Origin of the sequence: Micromonospora lacuserhaii (assembly GCF_036902735.1) — a bacterium.
GTDB lineage: Bacteria > Actinomycetota > Actinomycetes > Mycobacteriales > Micromonosporaceae > Micromonospora.
On record NZ_JBAKHO010000081.1, the window covers coordinates 1 to 15,486 of the forward strand.

The window sequence follows — 15,486 nt, forward strand, 5'->3', positions numbered from 1 at the left end:
AGGTCAAACCCCCAGCCTTGACCGGCCCCGCTCCTTCATGGATGACACAGAGGGGAGCCAGATCCGGATGTCACCCGACGGATCATGTAACGCACTGAAGCGGTGCCGGCTTGTTCGGCGGCGGCGAGGTCGGCGGTGGAGAGGCGGAGGTGCTTGAAGGTCCAGGGGGATCTGTCGGCGGCCGGCGCGGCGGCGCAGCCAGGATTCCGGGACTGAGCGCGGGATGCGTCGCCGGCCAGTCGACCGCCGTCGTGCCCCACGGTACCCACGGGCTCCCCACCGGGTAACCCTTTGCGTCGACAGGCCGGCTTATCAACTCGTCGACCGTCCCGCGCTGACCACCGTCAGAGGGAGCCGGGTAGGTCGCACCAACGGCTCCGGCTGGGTGGCAGGGACTGTCAAGACGCGCAGGGTTGCGGCCCATCTGGTGATGCCCGGCCACGGTTGTTGCTATGGGTTTCGCTGCCTTCTTGCTGCCTGGGCTGCCCTTCCGCCAGCCTCGGCGAGCCGCCAAGCCGGCGCGTCAGATTGCGACCGGGTGGCGCGGTTCGTAGAGACCGAGTTCGCCGCCACCGGGCAGCCGCAGCGCGGTGCGCAGCCCCCACCGCTCCTCGGTGACCGGGATCGTGAACTCGACGCCCTTCGCGGCCAGGCCGGCCATGGTCGCCGCGACGTCGTCGCACATGAGGAAGAGTTCGTGGGCCGGCTCGCCCTCGGTCGGGTGCATGGCGAGCTCGGCCGGCGGGAGCTTGAAGATGAGCCAGCCATGGCCGGCGTCGACGTGGTGGTAGCCGAGCGTGTCCCGGAAGAAGGCGCGGTCCGTCTCTGGGTCGCGGCTGTAGATGATCACATGAGCACCATTGATCATTCACCGACCATAATGCTGAGGTCCGGCATGGCGACGCCAATCTTGCCAGAAAATGCCCGCTGCTCGCGCTGCCCCAACTGTCGGCACCGGGAGCCATGTGCTCGATGATCTCTTCGCGCGATGTCGCAGCTCAGCCAGTGGCAGGACGAGGCCCGCGCCTCCACCACCCGGGACCTGTCAAAGCCCGACTACGTGTACGTGTGGGCCGACGGCGCGCACCTCAACGTGCGCCTCGACGAGGCGAGACTGTGCCTGCTCGTGATCGTCGGCGTCCGCGTCGACGGCCGTAAGGAGCTCGTCCCGCTTGCGGAGGGCTATCGGCACTGCCAGGCGCCGGGATGTCACTCCCACGCCTGGCAGTGGCGCTTTCCACCCGGATCGCCCGGTTCCCGGGCTAGCGTCGGTTCAGGGCACGGCGATCGGAGTCGAATGGCAGCGGTACGCGAGACACTCAAGGTCCCCCGGGCCGGGCACCTACTGCATGCCGAGGTGACAGGCAGCCAGGGAGTGCCAGTGGTGCTGCTGCACGGGTTCCCCGACAACCTGCACCTCTACGACGAGCTGATGCCGCACCTCGGCGATCGGCGGGTCGTCCGCTTCGACTTTCTCGGCTGGGGCCGCTCGGACAAGCCCGACGGCTACCCGTACACGGCGGACAACATGACGGGCGACCTCGCGGCGGTGATCGATTACCTCGGGCTGGAGCAGGTCGTGCTCGTGGCCCACGATGCGTCCGGGCCACCGGCGATCGACTGGGCGCTGCTGTATCCGCACCGGGTCGCCGCGCTGGTGTTGCTCAACACCTATTACCACCAGACGATGGCGCTGCGCCGACCACCCGCCATCGCGCTGTACTCAACTCCGCTGCTGCGCAACGCAGCCCGGAGGCTGGCCGGCCGTGGGTCGGACCTCGCTCGGCGCCTGTACATCTGGCAGGTGGGCAAGTTCATCTCGGACGACCAACGCAGGGGCCCGGTGGTGAACCTCTTGTACGACTCGTTCACCGCGGCCCAGCCGGCGTTCTGGCGACTCAACGACGACCTGCTCGGCACCGTGCTGATCCGCCGGCGCCGGATACCCGACCTGCGCCGATTCGACCGGCCGGTGCGGGTGGTCTTCGGCACGGAGGACCGCTCCCTCAATCCACGGGTCGCGCGCCGCTTCGCGGAGCTCTTCCCCCGCGCCGACCTCCACCTGCTGCCGAATGCGAGCCATTTCGTGCAGGTCGACCAGCCGGAGCGGACCGCCGAACTCGTCCTGAGCGCCGGTTGACCGCGCCGCTCGCTGGCGCAGTGGGGCTACCGACTCCATTCGCAGCGCCCGCTCGATCACGTGCAGCCGTCCGGCCAGGCATCTCCGCCACCACGACACGCCTCTCCCTGCGGCGACCTCGACCGTGCCGCGTACCCGCGCAGGGGCGCGCGATGCCAGGTCTCGGGATCCATGCCGACGCCAGCACGGGAGGGTCCAGAGCCGTACGTCGATGCTGCAAGACCTTCTTGGCTGGCGTCAGCGGTCTCCAGGACGACAGCCGGCACCGGCCAGGGCGAGTAGCAGTGAGGCCTGACCACTTCGGTCATCTCTAGGAGGTCACGCCGACCCGCTCATTCGCATCACCGCAGGTCAGAGCGCTGGCCCCAGGTCGAGTACTGGCGAGCGCTTGGGGCGCCTCCCGAAACGGCCCAGCCGGGCTTCAGTTCAACTGCAACTGCGCGGCTCGCGGCAGATGCGGATGTTCGTCCTGTTGGCGTGGCGGCTTCTGCTCCTCGGCGGCTGTTTGGCCGTTGACCCCGGTGGGGCGATCTGCTTGGCTGCGTCCGCGATGACCTTGCAACTCCCCCTCGAAAGACCGGAGACAGCTATGTCCTTCACTGCCGCGATCAGGTCGGTTCTTACCCAGTACGTCGGCTTCACGGGTCGGGCCCGCCGGTCTGAGTACTGGTGGTTCACCTTGTTCAACGTCCTTGTTGGTGTTGCCGCTGCCATCCTGGACAGCGTGCTGGGAACGACTCTCGGGTCGGACGGGTCCACCGGTGTCATCGGCATCATCGTCAGCCTGGCGCTGCTGCTGCCGGCGCTGGCGGTCGCGGTACGACGCTTGCACGACACCGACCGGACGGGGTGGTGGCTGCTGCTCGGACTGGTGCCGATCGTGGGCGCCATCGTCCTGCTGGTGTTCTTTGTGTCGGACAGCACGCCTGGGACGAACCGTTTCGGCGCCAGCCCCAAGGAGCGGCCGCTGCCCGCGCCCAGCATCGCGTGACCATCCCCAAATCTTGACCCCTGGCGTCGATTGCCAGCTTCAAGTGCAGCAGGCTGGCCGGTTTGCCTCAGTCCACCGGCCAGCCAGCTCTTGCCCGGAGGCGGCAGCCCGAGAACTGGTCGAATGGCTACCGATAGCGCCTGGCTGTAGCCAGCCGTCCGGCTGGTTGGCGATTCGGGGAATGCCCAGCATGACCGTGCGTTGCTGGACACCCGCAACGTGATCCTGACGCTGGCCCGGATCCGGACCACCCTGGCGACGGGCGGGATCCGGTCCATGGACGCCGCGGCCGACTTCGTCCTCGACCGCCTGCCAGCCGCGCACCGCCGGGTGCTGGCCGACGACGCCCGGGCGATCCATTGCGGGCTCGCCGCCAAAACCTGGGACGCGCTGCGGGACCGGGTCCGCCGCCACGCCGACCACCAGGTCGCGGAAATCGAGCGGCCGGCGGCGGACCCGTGACCCGAGCTACCGCTCGTCGAGCAGGTCGCGCAGCTCACGCAACGCTTCGCGGAGCCGGTCGGCAAACGTGTACATCATGCCGGCGACCGGGCGCGGGGTGCTGAGGTACAGGTTGAACCGGTCGGGCAGCAGCACGTACGCGATCCCGATGCAGCGACTGCTGGTGGCCCCGAACCCGAAGTAGCGGATGCTGGTCGACGGCGCCGAGCTGGTGCTCAGGTAGTCGTCGCGCATCTTGAGCCACCCCGGCGTCTCGTACAGCCGGGACGACTCGGGCACGCCGAGCGCCGCCCCACGCCGCTTCTGGATCAGCTGCAGCTCCCACAGGTGCTGCTCCGGTGCCGCACCGGCCTGGCACTGCTTCGCCCGTTCGACATGCTTGTCGGCCGCGGCCCGGAACGCCGCCCGCCGTTCGTCGGGTGACGCGGTGGGGTCGTCCATCGTGGATACGAACCGCAGCACCTCGGGCGTGACGACGCGCATCGCCTCGGTCCGCCCCCGCAGGTACTGGCGGGTGGCGATGGACTCGTACGTGGCGCCGATGAAGCCCTTGGCCCGCTTGTGCGCAAGCTGGTATGCCACCTGCACGAACGCGTCCGGCGACATCCGCAGCCGCTTGACCTCGTCCACCCCGAACTCGTCGAAGGACAGGGTCACGGTGCCGGTGTCCGCGCCGTATTGGGCAAACGACCGTGCCGCGGCGGCGATGTCGGCCCGCAGCGCGTCGTCGAGCACGAAAGTGACCGGCTCGATCGCCGGCACCCCCTGCGCCGCCGCACCCGACTGCGCGGCGTGTTCCTCGGGCGACGCGGCGAGCATCGTGTCGACGAAGCTGAGGATGGTGGTGCCGTCCAGCCCGCAGTGCTCGACGTTGATGCCGGCCGTGCCGTCGGCGAACACAATGATCGACACCGCCTTGTCGAACCACCGGTTGCCGCTGTCGCCGTGCAGCAACTGGTCGCAGGCCGCCAGGTCGTCGGCCGGCGTCAGGTCCTCTAGGCACACGCAGAACAGCGCCGTCTCGATGGTGTCCAGCGCCGCGGCGTTACCGGGATCCAGTGCCGCCAGCCGGTCCCTGGCCGCCGCCCACTCGGCCCGGGCCATCGTGGTGAGATGACCGGCCGCGGTGGCCGTCGCTGCCCGCGCGGCACCGGCCTTCTGCACCTCACGCAGGCCGGCCGCCAGGTCGTCGAGGGAGTACGGGCGCCCGCCCGGACCGACCACGTCCATCCGGAACGCGTTGCCGCGCTGGAACACCACGATGTGCCGGGCCGTCGACGGGCCCGGCATCTCGTCGCTGTACGGCGCTCGGACGGTGTCCTGCACCGGCCCCGGGATGCGGGTGGTCGAGAACAGGAACTTGTTCTGCTCCATCGACAACGGCTGCCCGCGCGTCACGATCGGCGGGATGCGTTCGTCGTCGAGCTGGGTCTTGTAGTTCACGGCGGCGGCGATGAGCCTCGCCGCGCGCTCCACCTGCGGCTCGGCGAACCCGCGCAATGGCGTGTCGCGGAACAGGAAGATGAAGTTGGCGTTCAACGCGATCCGGTCCCGGCGACCGAGATAGCGCGCCGGCCAGAACGTGTCCAACCAGCTGTGCGTGGCCGGATCCGCGTTGTACCGCACCAGATCGGCGTGCAGCTTCGGCCCCGGGCCGTCGGCCCGCCCGAACTCCTGCACCGCGGCCTCGGTGTCGGCGAACTCTTCCTCGGTCAGCAGCGGCGCAGACCACTCGAGGAACCGGGCGCAGGTGTCCTCCAGCGCGGGTAACGGCACCCGCGGCAGCGTGTCCTCGTTTTCGAACGTGCTCACTCGGTCTCCTGGAATTCGCTGCTCATCGGGCGGCCTTTTGGGTCAGTGACTGGTCAATGTCAAAGGTCAAGGGGTCGGGACTGCCGATGGGCCGGGAAACGTAGAGCTGAGCGTACAACCAGCCGTTGGTCTCCAGACCCTCCGGATCAACGCCGGCGGCGGACATCGTCTCCAGCACCTGCCGCTGTTCCAGGTCGGACGCGAAACGGCGCTGCGGGAACGTCCGGTCCACCCGCACCGTGTCGTAACCGAGGGCCGCGAGGCTGTCGGCGATCGGTTCGAACGGGAACATCCGCAGCGCGAAATGCGCCATCCACGGCAGCCGGTCCCGGCGGGAGTGGACCACGCGCACGAGCGTGCGGCCGGTGACGTAGCCGAGGCATCCGGTGGAGATCACGATGTCGGCACCGGCGAACAGGGCGCGCTGCCGCGCCGTGGGTTCGCGCGCCTCTAGGTCGGCCTGCACGGCGTCGTCGAGGAACCCGGCCGCCGACGCGTACCCCAGCGCCGGCCGGGACACGTCCAGCCCCACGAACCGGGCCGGGGACCGGTGCGCCCGGACCAGCTCACGATCGCGCTCCAGCAGCGCTTGTCGGGTGCACTCGGCGCCGGCGTAGCGGTCGTACAGGTCGTCCATGCTGGCGTCGCAGCGCAGCAGCGCCGCGTTGACGCCATAGGAGCAGCCGACGTCGACGACGGTCGGGACGGCCACCTGCCGCGATTGGCGGTACTGCCCGATGATTTGCTGGAAATAGGGCTTGGCGAGTTGGGGAATGTAATAGTCAAGCTCACGCAGGGTGGTGAAATAGGCGCGGGGATCGGGTTGCGTGTAGATGCCGTCGAGGGAAACTTTTCCGGTCCGGTCGAAACGCACGGGGGCGGCTCCTCGCGATTACTAATCCAGCAACTGGTCGACTCGCACGGCATTGCGCTCGGCGTCACGGTGCGCGGGCAGGACCCGGCCGAACAGCTGCCGCGTACGGGCGACGCTGCCCATCACGCCGGGGCGTTCGGAGTAGGCGAAGATCGCTGAGTGCCGGGCGGTGCCGCCGCGCACCGCGCTCACCCGGTGCAGCGCGTACCGGCCCTTGAACAGCTGGAGGTCACCGGGGCGCAGGGTCAGGGCCCGCACCGGGGAGCGGTCGGCGCCGGTGAGCACCGAACGGACGGCGCCGAAGTTCTCCGCGCCCGCCGAACGGATGTTCGGGCAGTACTCGAAGACGCCGCCCTCCTCCGGCTCCTGGGTCAGCATGCTGACGGTGAACTCGTTGGTGTCGAAGTGCCACGGGTGCTCCATGCCGGGCTGCACGACGTTGAGCACCAGGCCGGACAGCGGGTCGGCGAGCTCGTGCAGCTCCGGGAGTTCGAAGCAGGCGGCGACGAAGCGCACGAACGACGGGTCGATGTAGAGCCGGTGGATGACACTGTCGGTGGGGATCCGGTCGCGCGGGACGAACGCGTTGCCGCGCTGCATGACGATGCGGCCCGGGTGCTCGGCCGGCAGGTCGTCGTCGAACGCGATGTTGTAGACGTTGGTCTCCTCAACGTCGTAGTACGCCAGCGGGGCGACCCCGGCGCCTTCCCACCGCAGCGCCTCCCGGCTGCTCGGCAGAATGAACTCCGGCAGCACGCTGCAACCGAGTTCGCGCAGTTCGGTGCGCGTTCGGGAAACGACGCGTTCCCATGCGTCGCTTCCCGGGTCGGCCAGTGGATAGCGCGCGGTGTCCACGATATGCATTGGACGGACCCCTTCTTCAATGGTGGCGGCATGAAGAAATGCTGAACCCTAACAAAATTCACCGGCGTCTACCCCATGTTGGTTACATTGTTCACAGCACCGCGGCCGGAGCCCGGCCCGCTGGACCAGCCCAACTACTGCTAGTCCGCCCGGGGCCGGCCGAGGTCATGGCGCGTCCCGTCGTGCGGCCGAGGCGCTACGGGCGGCGTCCGAACAGGCCCGGAACGTCGTGCTGAGCACCGCCTCCCCGGCCCGGGTCAGCTCACCCCGCAGGAACGGGGTGCCGCAACCGCGACGGGTCGCCGACACGGCGGTGTCCAGCACGCTCAGCACCTCGGCCAGCTCGTCGCCGGCCCGCAGCGGCGCCAGCCATCGCAATCATCGTCGATGACAGCCGGGCGCCCTCGTACACGGGTGATGGCCGACCGGGACGGCAACAAGGCGTGCGTGTGCACGGCACTGCCTGCGGCGCAAAAGCGGTGACCCGTTAGCGCCGATTCTCGCGTCATGTGTCGCACGAGCTCTCTACGCGATGTCAGACCGCTCACGCTCTACGTGCTGCGCGGTTCCGCACCCATTTCGCGAATCTCACGGCGTTGTCATGCTGGGCGGGAATGACGTTAGCCGTGCCGCGGCTCAGTAGTTCTTCGAGCCGTGGGCTGGAGCCATTCTCGGCGAGCATGAGGGCCTCTGCGCGAGCAAAGAAGACCCCGAAGTTCCTGGCTTTCATATATCCGACGTCTCCGCAGCGGATCTGGTGGAGCAGGGCTTCTCGGTCCATCAGCCGCTTCAGGGTTGGCCAGCCGTGAATTGCCAGCTGCTCGGTCATGTCGGTTGCCGCCGCCGATGCATCTCGGGCACCGCGGACCGTCCACCAGCCGTCCGTGCCAGGAGGCGTGTCGGTGGGGTGCAGTCGGTGGCGGTACAACCCCAGGGATTCGGTGATTGCCTTGGGGAGTGACCCGAGAGATTGCTGCTGCCACGCGAGCCATGGCGCGGGCGCGACAGCGAGATTGATGACGCACCGGAGCGACTCGGAGGTGCTGTGTGCGGACGACTGCACGTTGACCACAGCCCAGTCACCTAGAGCGTTGCTCATGCGCCAAGTGGGCGCAGAGCCCTTGAACCCCTCGACCCTTGCGGCAGGCGCGACTACGTCACGTAGCGCCGCCCGGAGCGCTGCCTGCGCCGTCATAGACACACCTTCTCAGACCGCATCGCGACCACCGCTCGCTGGCACGACCGGATCGCGACAGATCGGTGCACCGGCGGCGGGAAACAATCTGGCTCTTGGTCAATTGAGCTGCCGGCGCGATCACCGGCAACGTCGGCTCAGGATACGGAGTGTGGGCGATGCTCATGCACAAGATCCGACGCTCCGACCGACCTCGACCAGTGCGAGGGTTGTGTCATGAACATCGCCAGATCCAGCTCCACCATCCGCAGCCTAATCGGGCTTTCGGCTGTTTGCCTGGCCGTCGCGGCGGTCATCAGCGTCGCCCCGAGCTCGGCTATGCCTGAACGGGACTGGCGGCCACCAGCCGGCTACATCCTCGCCGACACGGTCTCGCTCGACAACGAGCACACGTTGCGGCTCTGGACCGGGCCGTCCGGCTGGTATGTCGAGAGCCTGCTATCCGGTCGGCACCAGGCAGCCGTCGGTGCAGCGGGTGGCGGAGACGATTACAGCGTGAGCGAGGTCCTCGATGCTCTGGTGGGCCAGCTGCCCACCGCTGGCGCGGCGGCCGTCGCTGTCGGGTCGCCAACCCGCGTGCGCGCGGAGGTTCATTCTGGAGTATTCCTCGTGCCTGCCTCGGTGATCGGAGCTGCCGATCGGGCAGTCTCGGTGATTCCATTCGACGTAAACGGAGTTGCCCTCGGCCCGGAGACACTTGTAGAGGTCACCGGACGCAGCTGACCGCCTCTGCCCCAGGGTCGAGCGACCCGACCGATCACGGCTGGGCTGAAGCTGTCAGTTGCCCGCGTCGTGGGGCACATACCAGTCGCCGAATACGTGCCGCAGGCCGTACAGCAGGCCGCCCACTGCGATCGATATCGCTATCCCGATGAACAGGCCCACGTACCACCAGTCTCGCTGGTCCCGGCCGGACGCACCTGGCGGCGGCGGGTCGGCCGGATACCAGGGGCGCTCCCGGGGCGAGCCACCAGATCAGTCCCAGACCGAGCGGCACGGTCCGAGCACCAGCACGGTCAGGAGGCCTACCTCCGGTCGCCTGTCCATAGGTGGGGCGCCATGTAACGGATCACGGGCCCGCCCGGATCCTGGTAGGCGAGAACGATGTCCGTACACCGACCGCCGTTGGGTGCGGCTCGCCTGCCTTTTGGTGGCTGACGTCGCCATTGCGCGGCGTGGGGACGGCGGCAGCTACGGTGATGCGCGCTGCACCCCACGGTCGGTCTCCTTGGCCGATCCGGACGTAATCACGACAACGGTCGAATTGTTCTCTTGCCGATCCGGGGGCGGGTCGCTTACGCCTACCGGGTTCGGCTTCGGCGGTGGTGGCGGGCCTCGCGGACGTGGCGGTCTGCCCGGAGGCCGCGGGGCGGCCAGGGGAGGCATGCCCTGCGGAGTGCGGTGACCCCCAGGGGGCGTTCGCCGACCGATGCCGACACCGCGGTAGCTAGGCGTCTCGGACGGGCTGGCAGGCGAGGAAGGCGAGGCCAGCACCGACGGTCCGGGTGTCGACCAAGCGCATGGGTTTCGGTGTGAACCGCGAAGAGCGGATCGCCGCGATCGTGGGAGCGCAACGTCGTCGGCCACCACGTCAGCAACATCGTCGCGACCGAACTCCAAGTCGACGCTACGGACGCCACCTCCAAGGGTATCGGCGTCATGGCCGACAGCTCCTGCGGCAGCATCACGTACTACGACACGCCGGTCCGGGGCGAGCACGGCTGCCGCGTTACCCACCGGCGGATCCGCGGTTCGAGACTCTTTAAACCAACTGGTTGACACGGCGGCTTGCGGGGGTCTACCTTCGGTTTCAACCAAAGGGTTGCAACAGAGAGGCACCGATGGCGGCCGACACTCTCTCGCGGATCTTCTCCGCGTTGGCGGATCCGACCCGCCGCGACATGGTGGACCGCCTGTCCAGCGCCGACGCGACGGTCAACCAGCTCGCCGCGCGGTACGAGATGTCACTGCAGGCGGTCTACAAGCACCTCCGGGTGCTGGAGGACGCCGGGGTGGTCAGTCGTCCGCTCGGACCACAGCCGCGGTCGGTGCACCTGGAGGCGGAGGTCTTCGACCTGATGGACAGCTGGATCGAGCGCTATCGACGCCAGGCCGAAGAGCGCTACCGCCGTCTCGACGCCGTACTCGAGGCGATGAACCGCGACGAGCAGAAGGAGCACAACAATGAACGTGATCGCTGAGGCGACTATCGAGGGCGACCCAGAGGTGCCGGTCATCCGCATCACCCGGGACTTCAACGCCACGCCCGCACAGTTGCTGCGGGCGCACACGGACCCGGACCTCTTCGTCCAGTGGGTCGGGCCCAACAGCATGACAACCAAGATCGACCAGTGGGACGCGCGTACCGGTGGCAGCTGGCGATTCGTCCAGGACGCGGAGGGCGCCGAGTTCGCCTTCCGCGGTTGCTTCCACGAGATCCGCCCGGACCGCATCGTGCAGACGTTCACCTACGAGGGCGAGCCCGACGGCGTGGCGCTGGAGACCATGGCGTTCGAGGACCTTGGCGACGGCCGGACCCGGATGCTCGCGTCGTCCCTGTGCGACAGCTTCGAGGGCCGTGATGCGTGGCTACAAAGCGGCATGGAGACCGGCGTGCACGAGGGGTACGCCAAGCTCGACCGGCTGCTGGCCGATGGCGCTGTCTGACGCTCCGGCCGAGCGGCACCGGCAGATCGGCGCCACGTTCACTGACCGGGTGCGCGGTACCCGCGACTGGGACGTGCCGTCGCCGGTAGCCGAATGGACGGCACGCGACGTGGTGCGACACCTGACCGAATGGTTCCCGTCGTTCCTGGCGGCCGGCGCGGGTGTACACCTTCCGCACGGCCCGAGTGTCGACGAGGACCCGGTGGCCGCCTGGGTGGTGCACTGCGACGCGGTCCAGGCGGTGCTCGACGACCCGGCCACCCCCGGCGGTTTCCTGCAGAACCCGCATGTCGGCGAGATACCGCTGGACCAGGCGATCGACCAGTTCTACACGGCCGACGTCTTCATGCACACATGGGATCTCGCCCGCGCGACTGGCCAGGACGACCGGCTCGATCTGAACTTCTGCGCACTACTCCTGGCCGTCATGGTCGACTACGAGGATGTGATGCGCTCCTCGGGCCAGTACGGCGCGCGAGTCGACGTACCAGCCGACGCCGACCCGCAGAACCGGCTCCTCGGCTTCGTCGGCCGTGACCCGCTGTGGAAACCCTGACGCCGTTTGCTGTTCCGTCGCCCTGGCGACTTCCTGATCAGAAGGGGGGTGCGTCCTCGCCCATCAACGCCAGCACGACGCCTCCCTTCCCGCTCTTGAGGCTCTGGACCACGACCTTGCCGGTGCTGCCGTCGGGCAGCTCCAACGTAAAGGTCTTCCCGACCGCGTTTTTGGGGCCATTGCCGGCGCTGTTGGCGGGTCGGAAGTCGCCTGCCCACGGCGGGGTCCCACCCTTGCGGGCGGGCTCGGCGAAGAGCGCGGCGGTGCCGGGGGTCCTGCTGCCGTCCGAGGAGAGAAGCACTGAGGCGCTGCGATAGGTAGCCATATACGCCAAGGCTATCCCGGACTGCGCTCGATCGCGCCACGACACTTGCCCCGTAACGCGAACGGCCACGAGGAGCGACCTTGATCTGCTCTCACCCCTTGGGTTGACCGCGCGTTGGCTGCGGCCCGAGCTAGACCCCGGTCGCCGAACCTGCAGCTTCGGCGAGCGAGAGCCAGCCGGCTCGGCCGACTCTCGCCACCGCGTCCGCACTTGCCCGCACCAGGCCCAGACGCCTCGCAGGTTGTCGGCGCGCACGATCGGCGGCAGAAGAGTACGGCTCGTGCTTCGAGCTCCTCCGTACGACCGACCGCAACCAGCCTGTGCCATCGGCTTGGTCAAGCCCGCTTATCTCGCCACCATCACGCCGAGCACAAACAGGAGGGCACCCAAAGAGCGTCGCGCTGATCGTGATGGCGTTCCACTGGGAGAAGGCCCGCCGCGCCCAGTGCTCGAAGTCTGACCTCACGAGGCCGAGTGAACCATGGCCGTGTCGGCTGAAGACAGGTGCGAGCGTCGATTCGCGGCAGATGAGTTCACCGGAGTTGGAGCAGCCCACGTTCGGCCATATGGGCTCGCAACGTCTCGGCGTCCTCGTCGGACATCAAGCGGCGTGGAATCACGGTCGCCGGCATCCGGCCGACGTACACGATCCAGAACTCAGGGGTGTCCCTTACCTCGGTGACCCCGTCCCAGGCGATGCCGCCGGACTCCAAGCCGCTGCGCATCATGATGTTGTCGTCGGTGATGTCGTAGGCGCCCTCGACGGCGTAGCGACTGGAGCGGTGCCGGGCGCGCGACCGCACCCACGGCGAGTACAGCATCGACAGCAGGCCGGCCAAGACCATCGACAACCACAGCGGCGAGGTCCGCTCACCCCACGAAAACCCCCGCGAGACGGCGAAACCGATCACCCCGACCGCCGCCAGCATCGCGCCGATATCGCGGTATCTACGTAGCCGAACACTGCTGAGCGCAGCGGCCACGCGGCCCGGGTAGGCGGGATCGGCGGGGACGTCGAAACGGATGTGCACGTCAGAACGATAGTGCCCCCACCCGCCCCCGGGCAGCGCCTGACTCGCGACCCGCTGGCCGAATCGCCGAGGGCCGCCCGTTGTCAGCGGCAGATGAGTGCATCCGTGATGCACGGTTGGAAACGCCAAGTTCAGAGCTGTCCTGGCAGACAAGCCTCCGCTTGGCTGATCACGAGTTCCCGAATCAGGAGCAGTTTGTAGCCGTGTTCTCACTCAAGCTGCGTTCAACGTTGCCCCACCGGTCCAGGCAGGAGATCACGTATGTCCATTGCGCACCATTTAGCGACACTGTCACCTCTTGATCGTCGTGAGGCCGATCGGTGGAGCCTGTTGTTTCAGGAGTCCAACCAGAGGTTTGGCGCCAGCCTTCTTGAAGAATCTGGACTCCGGCCTCTACGAGACCGTGCGGGCCACCGTTCTCGGCCTCGACGTTAACCACGTTGTCGAGGACGCGTTCGACCCTCCGCCATTGCCGAGCGGGCATCCGGACTGCGCAGGTGCTCGGCTCAGCTGACTGATGGGGCATGCGCAGCATGGTGACCGACGGACGTCTGGTGGTCAACAACTCGGCGCCCCGCTGGGCCCGCTCCGCCGCCTCCCACCCGCTCGGTCTCCGCACTGCGATGACCTGTCCGCAGCATGAGAGTGAATCCTTGCTAGTCGCACGCAACCTCGTGGCGAGGGTCACGATCCGAGTAGATCGAGGTCACGAACGCAGAAACCGTGGTGCGCCCACTCCTCGTCCAGTACCACCTGAACGCACTCCAGCACCGACTTTCCCCTGGCATACGGCGGCCAACCCGGGCCCGCCGGCACTGGCGCGGGCGCCGAGAGCTGATCGGCCGTCACCGTCGACAGCCAACGCTCTAGCTCAGCGCCTTGCACGTCCCGCGCGGCCAGCACCTCGTCGAGACTGGGGGCCGCCGCTCGGTCCAGGCCCTGCTCCTCCTGGTCAGGGACGAACTCGGACGCCAGCCCGATCGCGGTGAACGGCTCGGTCGATCCCAGACAGCAGCGGCGGAACCACGAGTCGTGCACGAACACCAGATGGCGCTGGGTCTCTACCGCCGACCATTCGCCGCCGACGCGCTGCTGCTCCGAACCCCTGGGCATCGCTCGCAGCCGCTCGATCGTCTCCGCCCAGCCGGCCCGCAGCTGCCTGACAGCCTGCAGCAGGTCCGCCGGATCGGCTGAGCGGAGCAGCAGCCGCACCGGATACCGGCGGTCAAGCTCGGCTTCGACGTACGACGTCACCTCGACTCCGTTGACCACCAGATTGGTGACCAGCCCGTCGATCACAACGTCCTGCATTACCACCCCGATCAGACGAGCGCGGGTCAAGTCACACTCGCGGAACTCGGCATCAGTCAGGTCCTGGTCCTTGAAGCTCGCCATGCCGGGCAGTATCCACCGGCGTACCGACAACCGCGCAGTTACCGCGGGTAGAGGGTGCTGTAGCCGGGCCTGGGGGCTGCCAGCGGAAACACGCCGAGCCGGCGACCTCGCACCATACGAGACGAGGTCAACGTTCGGCTAGGTACACGCGAGCGATCGTCGATGTCCGGATGCGCACGCGGGCGTGCCATAGGCAGGCACTCGCTGAACGTCCTCAATTCGGCTACGTCCGGATGTATGCACCCGGCCGTTCACCTTCGTCGCCGGTATCGGGCCGGCCCTGATCTTCGTTCGCGCCCGGTCATGAGCGACCGCGCGCGGACCGCCGCATGATGCAGTCCGGGGCAAGGCCACCTTGCCCCTCGCCCCGGCTCAGGCCAACGGCGGGAGGAGTTGCCGGAGTAGCCCTCCAGAAGGATCGGATCCAGGTACCGGACCGGGACGCGATCGTGAACCGTGATTTTGCTGGTGCGGTCGCAGGAAACGCAGGCGACCAGGAGCAGGATGTCGAGGAGTTTGCCGTTGGCATTGACGCGGAACTTGCCGTCGCCGGTGCTGGCGAGGCCGGAATGGCAGTGGACGCAGCGGAACGCGAGCAGGGGAAGGTGCGTGCGCCGAAGGGTCCAGGACGAAACGACATGAGGACGCGTAGACATGATCCCTCTGAAGACCTGACGGAAGGCATGGGAAAAGAGCCGACGGCGACGTCGGCGACCGATGCACGGGGAAGGTGTCAGGTCTAAAGAGCAGGCGGCGTCACGCGGGGTGAAGTCCTCTCGTGAGTGGGTCGGAGGAGAAAGATCCAGTTGCAAGGTAAGGCGGGACGGGCTGGCGAGGCCACCCATTTTTGTCTTGGGGCCGAGCACAGAGGGGCGGGGTCGGCGAGCCGGGCATCGACCACGCGTCGTTCGCCCCCGCGGCCCCTGTCTGCCGTATTCCGGCCGCCCCCGTGGGACTTGTTCCTCCCGCTGGCCTTCGCCCTGTCCTTCGGCAGCCTCGCGGGGACGACCGCCGCCTACCTGCCACGGCGGATTGGTGAACAGAGAGGATAGGAGCAGCCGCCTCGAAAGCCCGAGCCCGGACATCCATCGTCGTCACGGCGGCGCTCGCATCGCGGCTACTTAGAGACTTTCCGCAGGATCGATGTCCGGCCAGACTCGGTCCAGGTGCTCGG

Annotated in this window: 17 protein-coding genes and 1 pseudogene; 8 read left to right on the forward strand and 10 right to left on the reverse strand. The window is 68.0% G+C overall.

The window, feature by feature from the left end; translation table 11 throughout:
• Positions 1-523: 523 nt before the first annotated feature.
• Positions 524-868, reverse strand: coding sequence for a VOC family protein (locus V6U81_RS27615; RefSeq protein ID WP_334493795.1), 345 nt, complete (start codon positions 866-868; stop codon positions 524-526).
• 132 nt (positions 869-1,000) lie between these two features.
• Between V6U81_RS27615 and V6U81_RS27620 the strand changes: the two are divergent.
• The 4 genes and pseudogenes from V6U81_RS27620 to V6U81_RS27635 all read left to right on the forward strand — a co-directional run.
• Positions 1,001-1,189 (forward strand): annotated as a pseudogene (locus V6U81_RS27620) (transposase); the annotation flags it as partial.
• Positions 1,190-1,297: 108 nt separating this feature from the next.
• Positions 1,298-2,140 carry an alpha/beta fold hydrolase gene (locus V6U81_RS27625; RefSeq protein WP_334493826.1) on the forward strand — a complete coding sequence of 281 codons (843 nt, stop codon included), beginning with the start codon at positions 1,298-1,300 and terminating at the stop codon, positions 2,138-2,140.
• A 589-nt stretch (positions 2,141-2,729) separates the two neighbouring features.
• A complete protein-coding gene (locus V6U81_RS27630) occupies positions 2,730-3,131 on the forward strand; it encodes a DUF805 domain-containing protein (RefSeq protein ID WP_334493828.1) in 402 nt (133 codons plus the stop codon).
• A 201-nt stretch (positions 3,132-3,332) separates the two neighbouring features.
• The gene (locus tag V6U81_RS27635) at positions 3,333-3,593 is read left to right on the forward strand and encodes an aminoglycoside adenylyltransferase domain-containing protein (RefSeq protein WP_334493798.1); all 261 of its coding nucleotides are present in this window, start codon (positions 3,333-3,335) and stop codon (positions 3,591-3,593) included.
• 6 nt (positions 3,594-3,599) lie between these two features.
• Here the strand turns inward: V6U81_RS27635 and V6U81_RS27640 are convergent, their stop codons facing one another.
• The 5 genes from V6U81_RS27640 to V6U81_RS27660 form a co-directional block, all read right to left on the reverse strand.
• Positions 3,600-5,405, reverse strand: a complete 1,806-nt coding sequence (locus tag V6U81_RS27640; RefSeq protein WP_334493800.1) for a choline/carnitine O-acyltransferase — start codon at positions 5,403-5,405, stop codon at positions 3,600-3,602.
• A gap of 22 nt (positions 5,406-5,427) precedes the next feature.
• Positions 5,428-6,279 (reverse strand): hypothetical protein, encoded by an 852-nt coding sequence (locus tag V6U81_RS27645; protein WP_334493802.1) that lies wholly within the window; start codon positions 6,277-6,279, stop codon positions 5,428-5,430.
• A gap of 21 nt (positions 6,280-6,300) precedes the next feature.
• A complete protein-coding gene (locus V6U81_RS27650; RefSeq protein ID WP_334493804.1) occupies positions 6,301-7,143 on the reverse strand; it encodes a HalD/BesD family halogenase in 843 nt (280 codons plus the stop codon).
• Between the two features lie 165 nt (positions 7,144-7,308).
• On the reverse strand, positions 7,309-7,521 hold the full coding sequence (locus V6U81_RS27655) for a hotdog family protein (RefSeq protein WP_334493806.1): 213 nt from the start codon (positions 7,519-7,521) through the stop codon (positions 7,309-7,311).
• A gap of 166 nt (positions 7,522-7,687) precedes the next feature.
• Positions 7,688-8,338, reverse strand: coding sequence for a DUF4304 domain-containing protein (locus V6U81_RS27660; RefSeq protein WP_334493808.1), 651 nt, complete (start codon positions 8,336-8,338; stop codon positions 7,688-7,690).
• A gap of 216 nt (positions 8,339-8,554) precedes the next feature.
• On the opposite strand from V6U81_RS27660, the gene V6U81_RS27665 reads away from it, so the two are divergent.
• The 4 genes from V6U81_RS27665 to V6U81_RS27680 all read left to right on the forward strand — a co-directional run bounded on the left by V6U81_RS27665 (position 8,555) and on the right by V6U81_RS27680 (position 11,561).
• Positions 8,555-9,061 carry a hypothetical protein gene (locus V6U81_RS27665; protein WP_334493810.1) on the forward strand — a complete coding sequence of 169 codons (507 nt, stop codon included), beginning with the start codon at positions 8,555-8,557 and terminating at the stop codon, positions 9,059-9,061.
• A 1,118-nt stretch (positions 9,062-10,179) separates the two neighbouring features.
• Positions 10,180-10,539, forward strand: a complete 360-nt coding sequence (locus tag V6U81_RS27670) for an ArsR/SmtB family transcription factor (RefSeq protein WP_334493812.1) — start codon at positions 10,180-10,182, stop codon at positions 10,537-10,539.
• Complete coding sequence (locus V6U81_RS27675; RefSeq protein ID WP_334493814.1) at positions 10,523-11,005, forward strand: SRPBCC family protein; 483 nt, start codon at positions 10,523-10,525, stop codon at positions 11,003-11,005. Before V6U81_RS27670 ends, V6U81_RS27675 begins: the two co-directional genes overlap by 17 nt.
• Positions 10,992-11,561, forward strand: a complete 570-nt coding sequence (locus V6U81_RS27680; RefSeq protein WP_334493816.1) for a TIGR03086 family metal-binding protein — start codon at positions 10,992-10,994, stop codon at positions 11,559-11,561. The genes V6U81_RS27675 and V6U81_RS27680 overlap by 14 nt, the downstream gene beginning before the upstream one ends.
• Before the next feature lie 37 nt (positions 11,562-11,598).
• Here V6U81_RS27680 and V6U81_RS27685 read toward each other — a convergent pair whose 3' ends face one another.
• From V6U81_RS27685 to V6U81_RS27700, 4 genes are all read right to left on the reverse strand, one after another.
• On the reverse strand, positions 11,599-11,886 hold the full coding sequence (locus tag V6U81_RS27685) for a hypothetical protein (protein WP_334493818.1): 288 nt from the start codon (positions 11,884-11,886) through the stop codon (positions 11,599-11,601).
• A gap of 533 nt (positions 11,887-12,419) precedes the next feature.
• Complete coding sequence (locus tag V6U81_RS27690) at positions 12,420-12,917, reverse strand: YcxB family protein (protein WP_334493820.1); 498 nt, start codon at positions 12,915-12,917, stop codon at positions 12,420-12,422.
• A gap of 684 nt (positions 12,918-13,601) precedes the next feature.
• A complete protein-coding gene (locus V6U81_RS27695) occupies positions 13,602-14,312 on the reverse strand; it encodes a DinB family protein (RefSeq protein ID WP_334493822.1) in 711 nt (236 codons plus the stop codon).
• A gap of 251 nt (positions 14,313-14,563) precedes the next feature.
• A complete protein-coding gene (locus V6U81_RS27700) occupies positions 14,564-15,397 on the reverse strand; it encodes a DUF1062 domain-containing protein (RefSeq protein WP_334493824.1) in 834 nt (277 codons plus the stop codon).
• Positions 15,398-15,486: the final 89 nt, after the last annotated feature.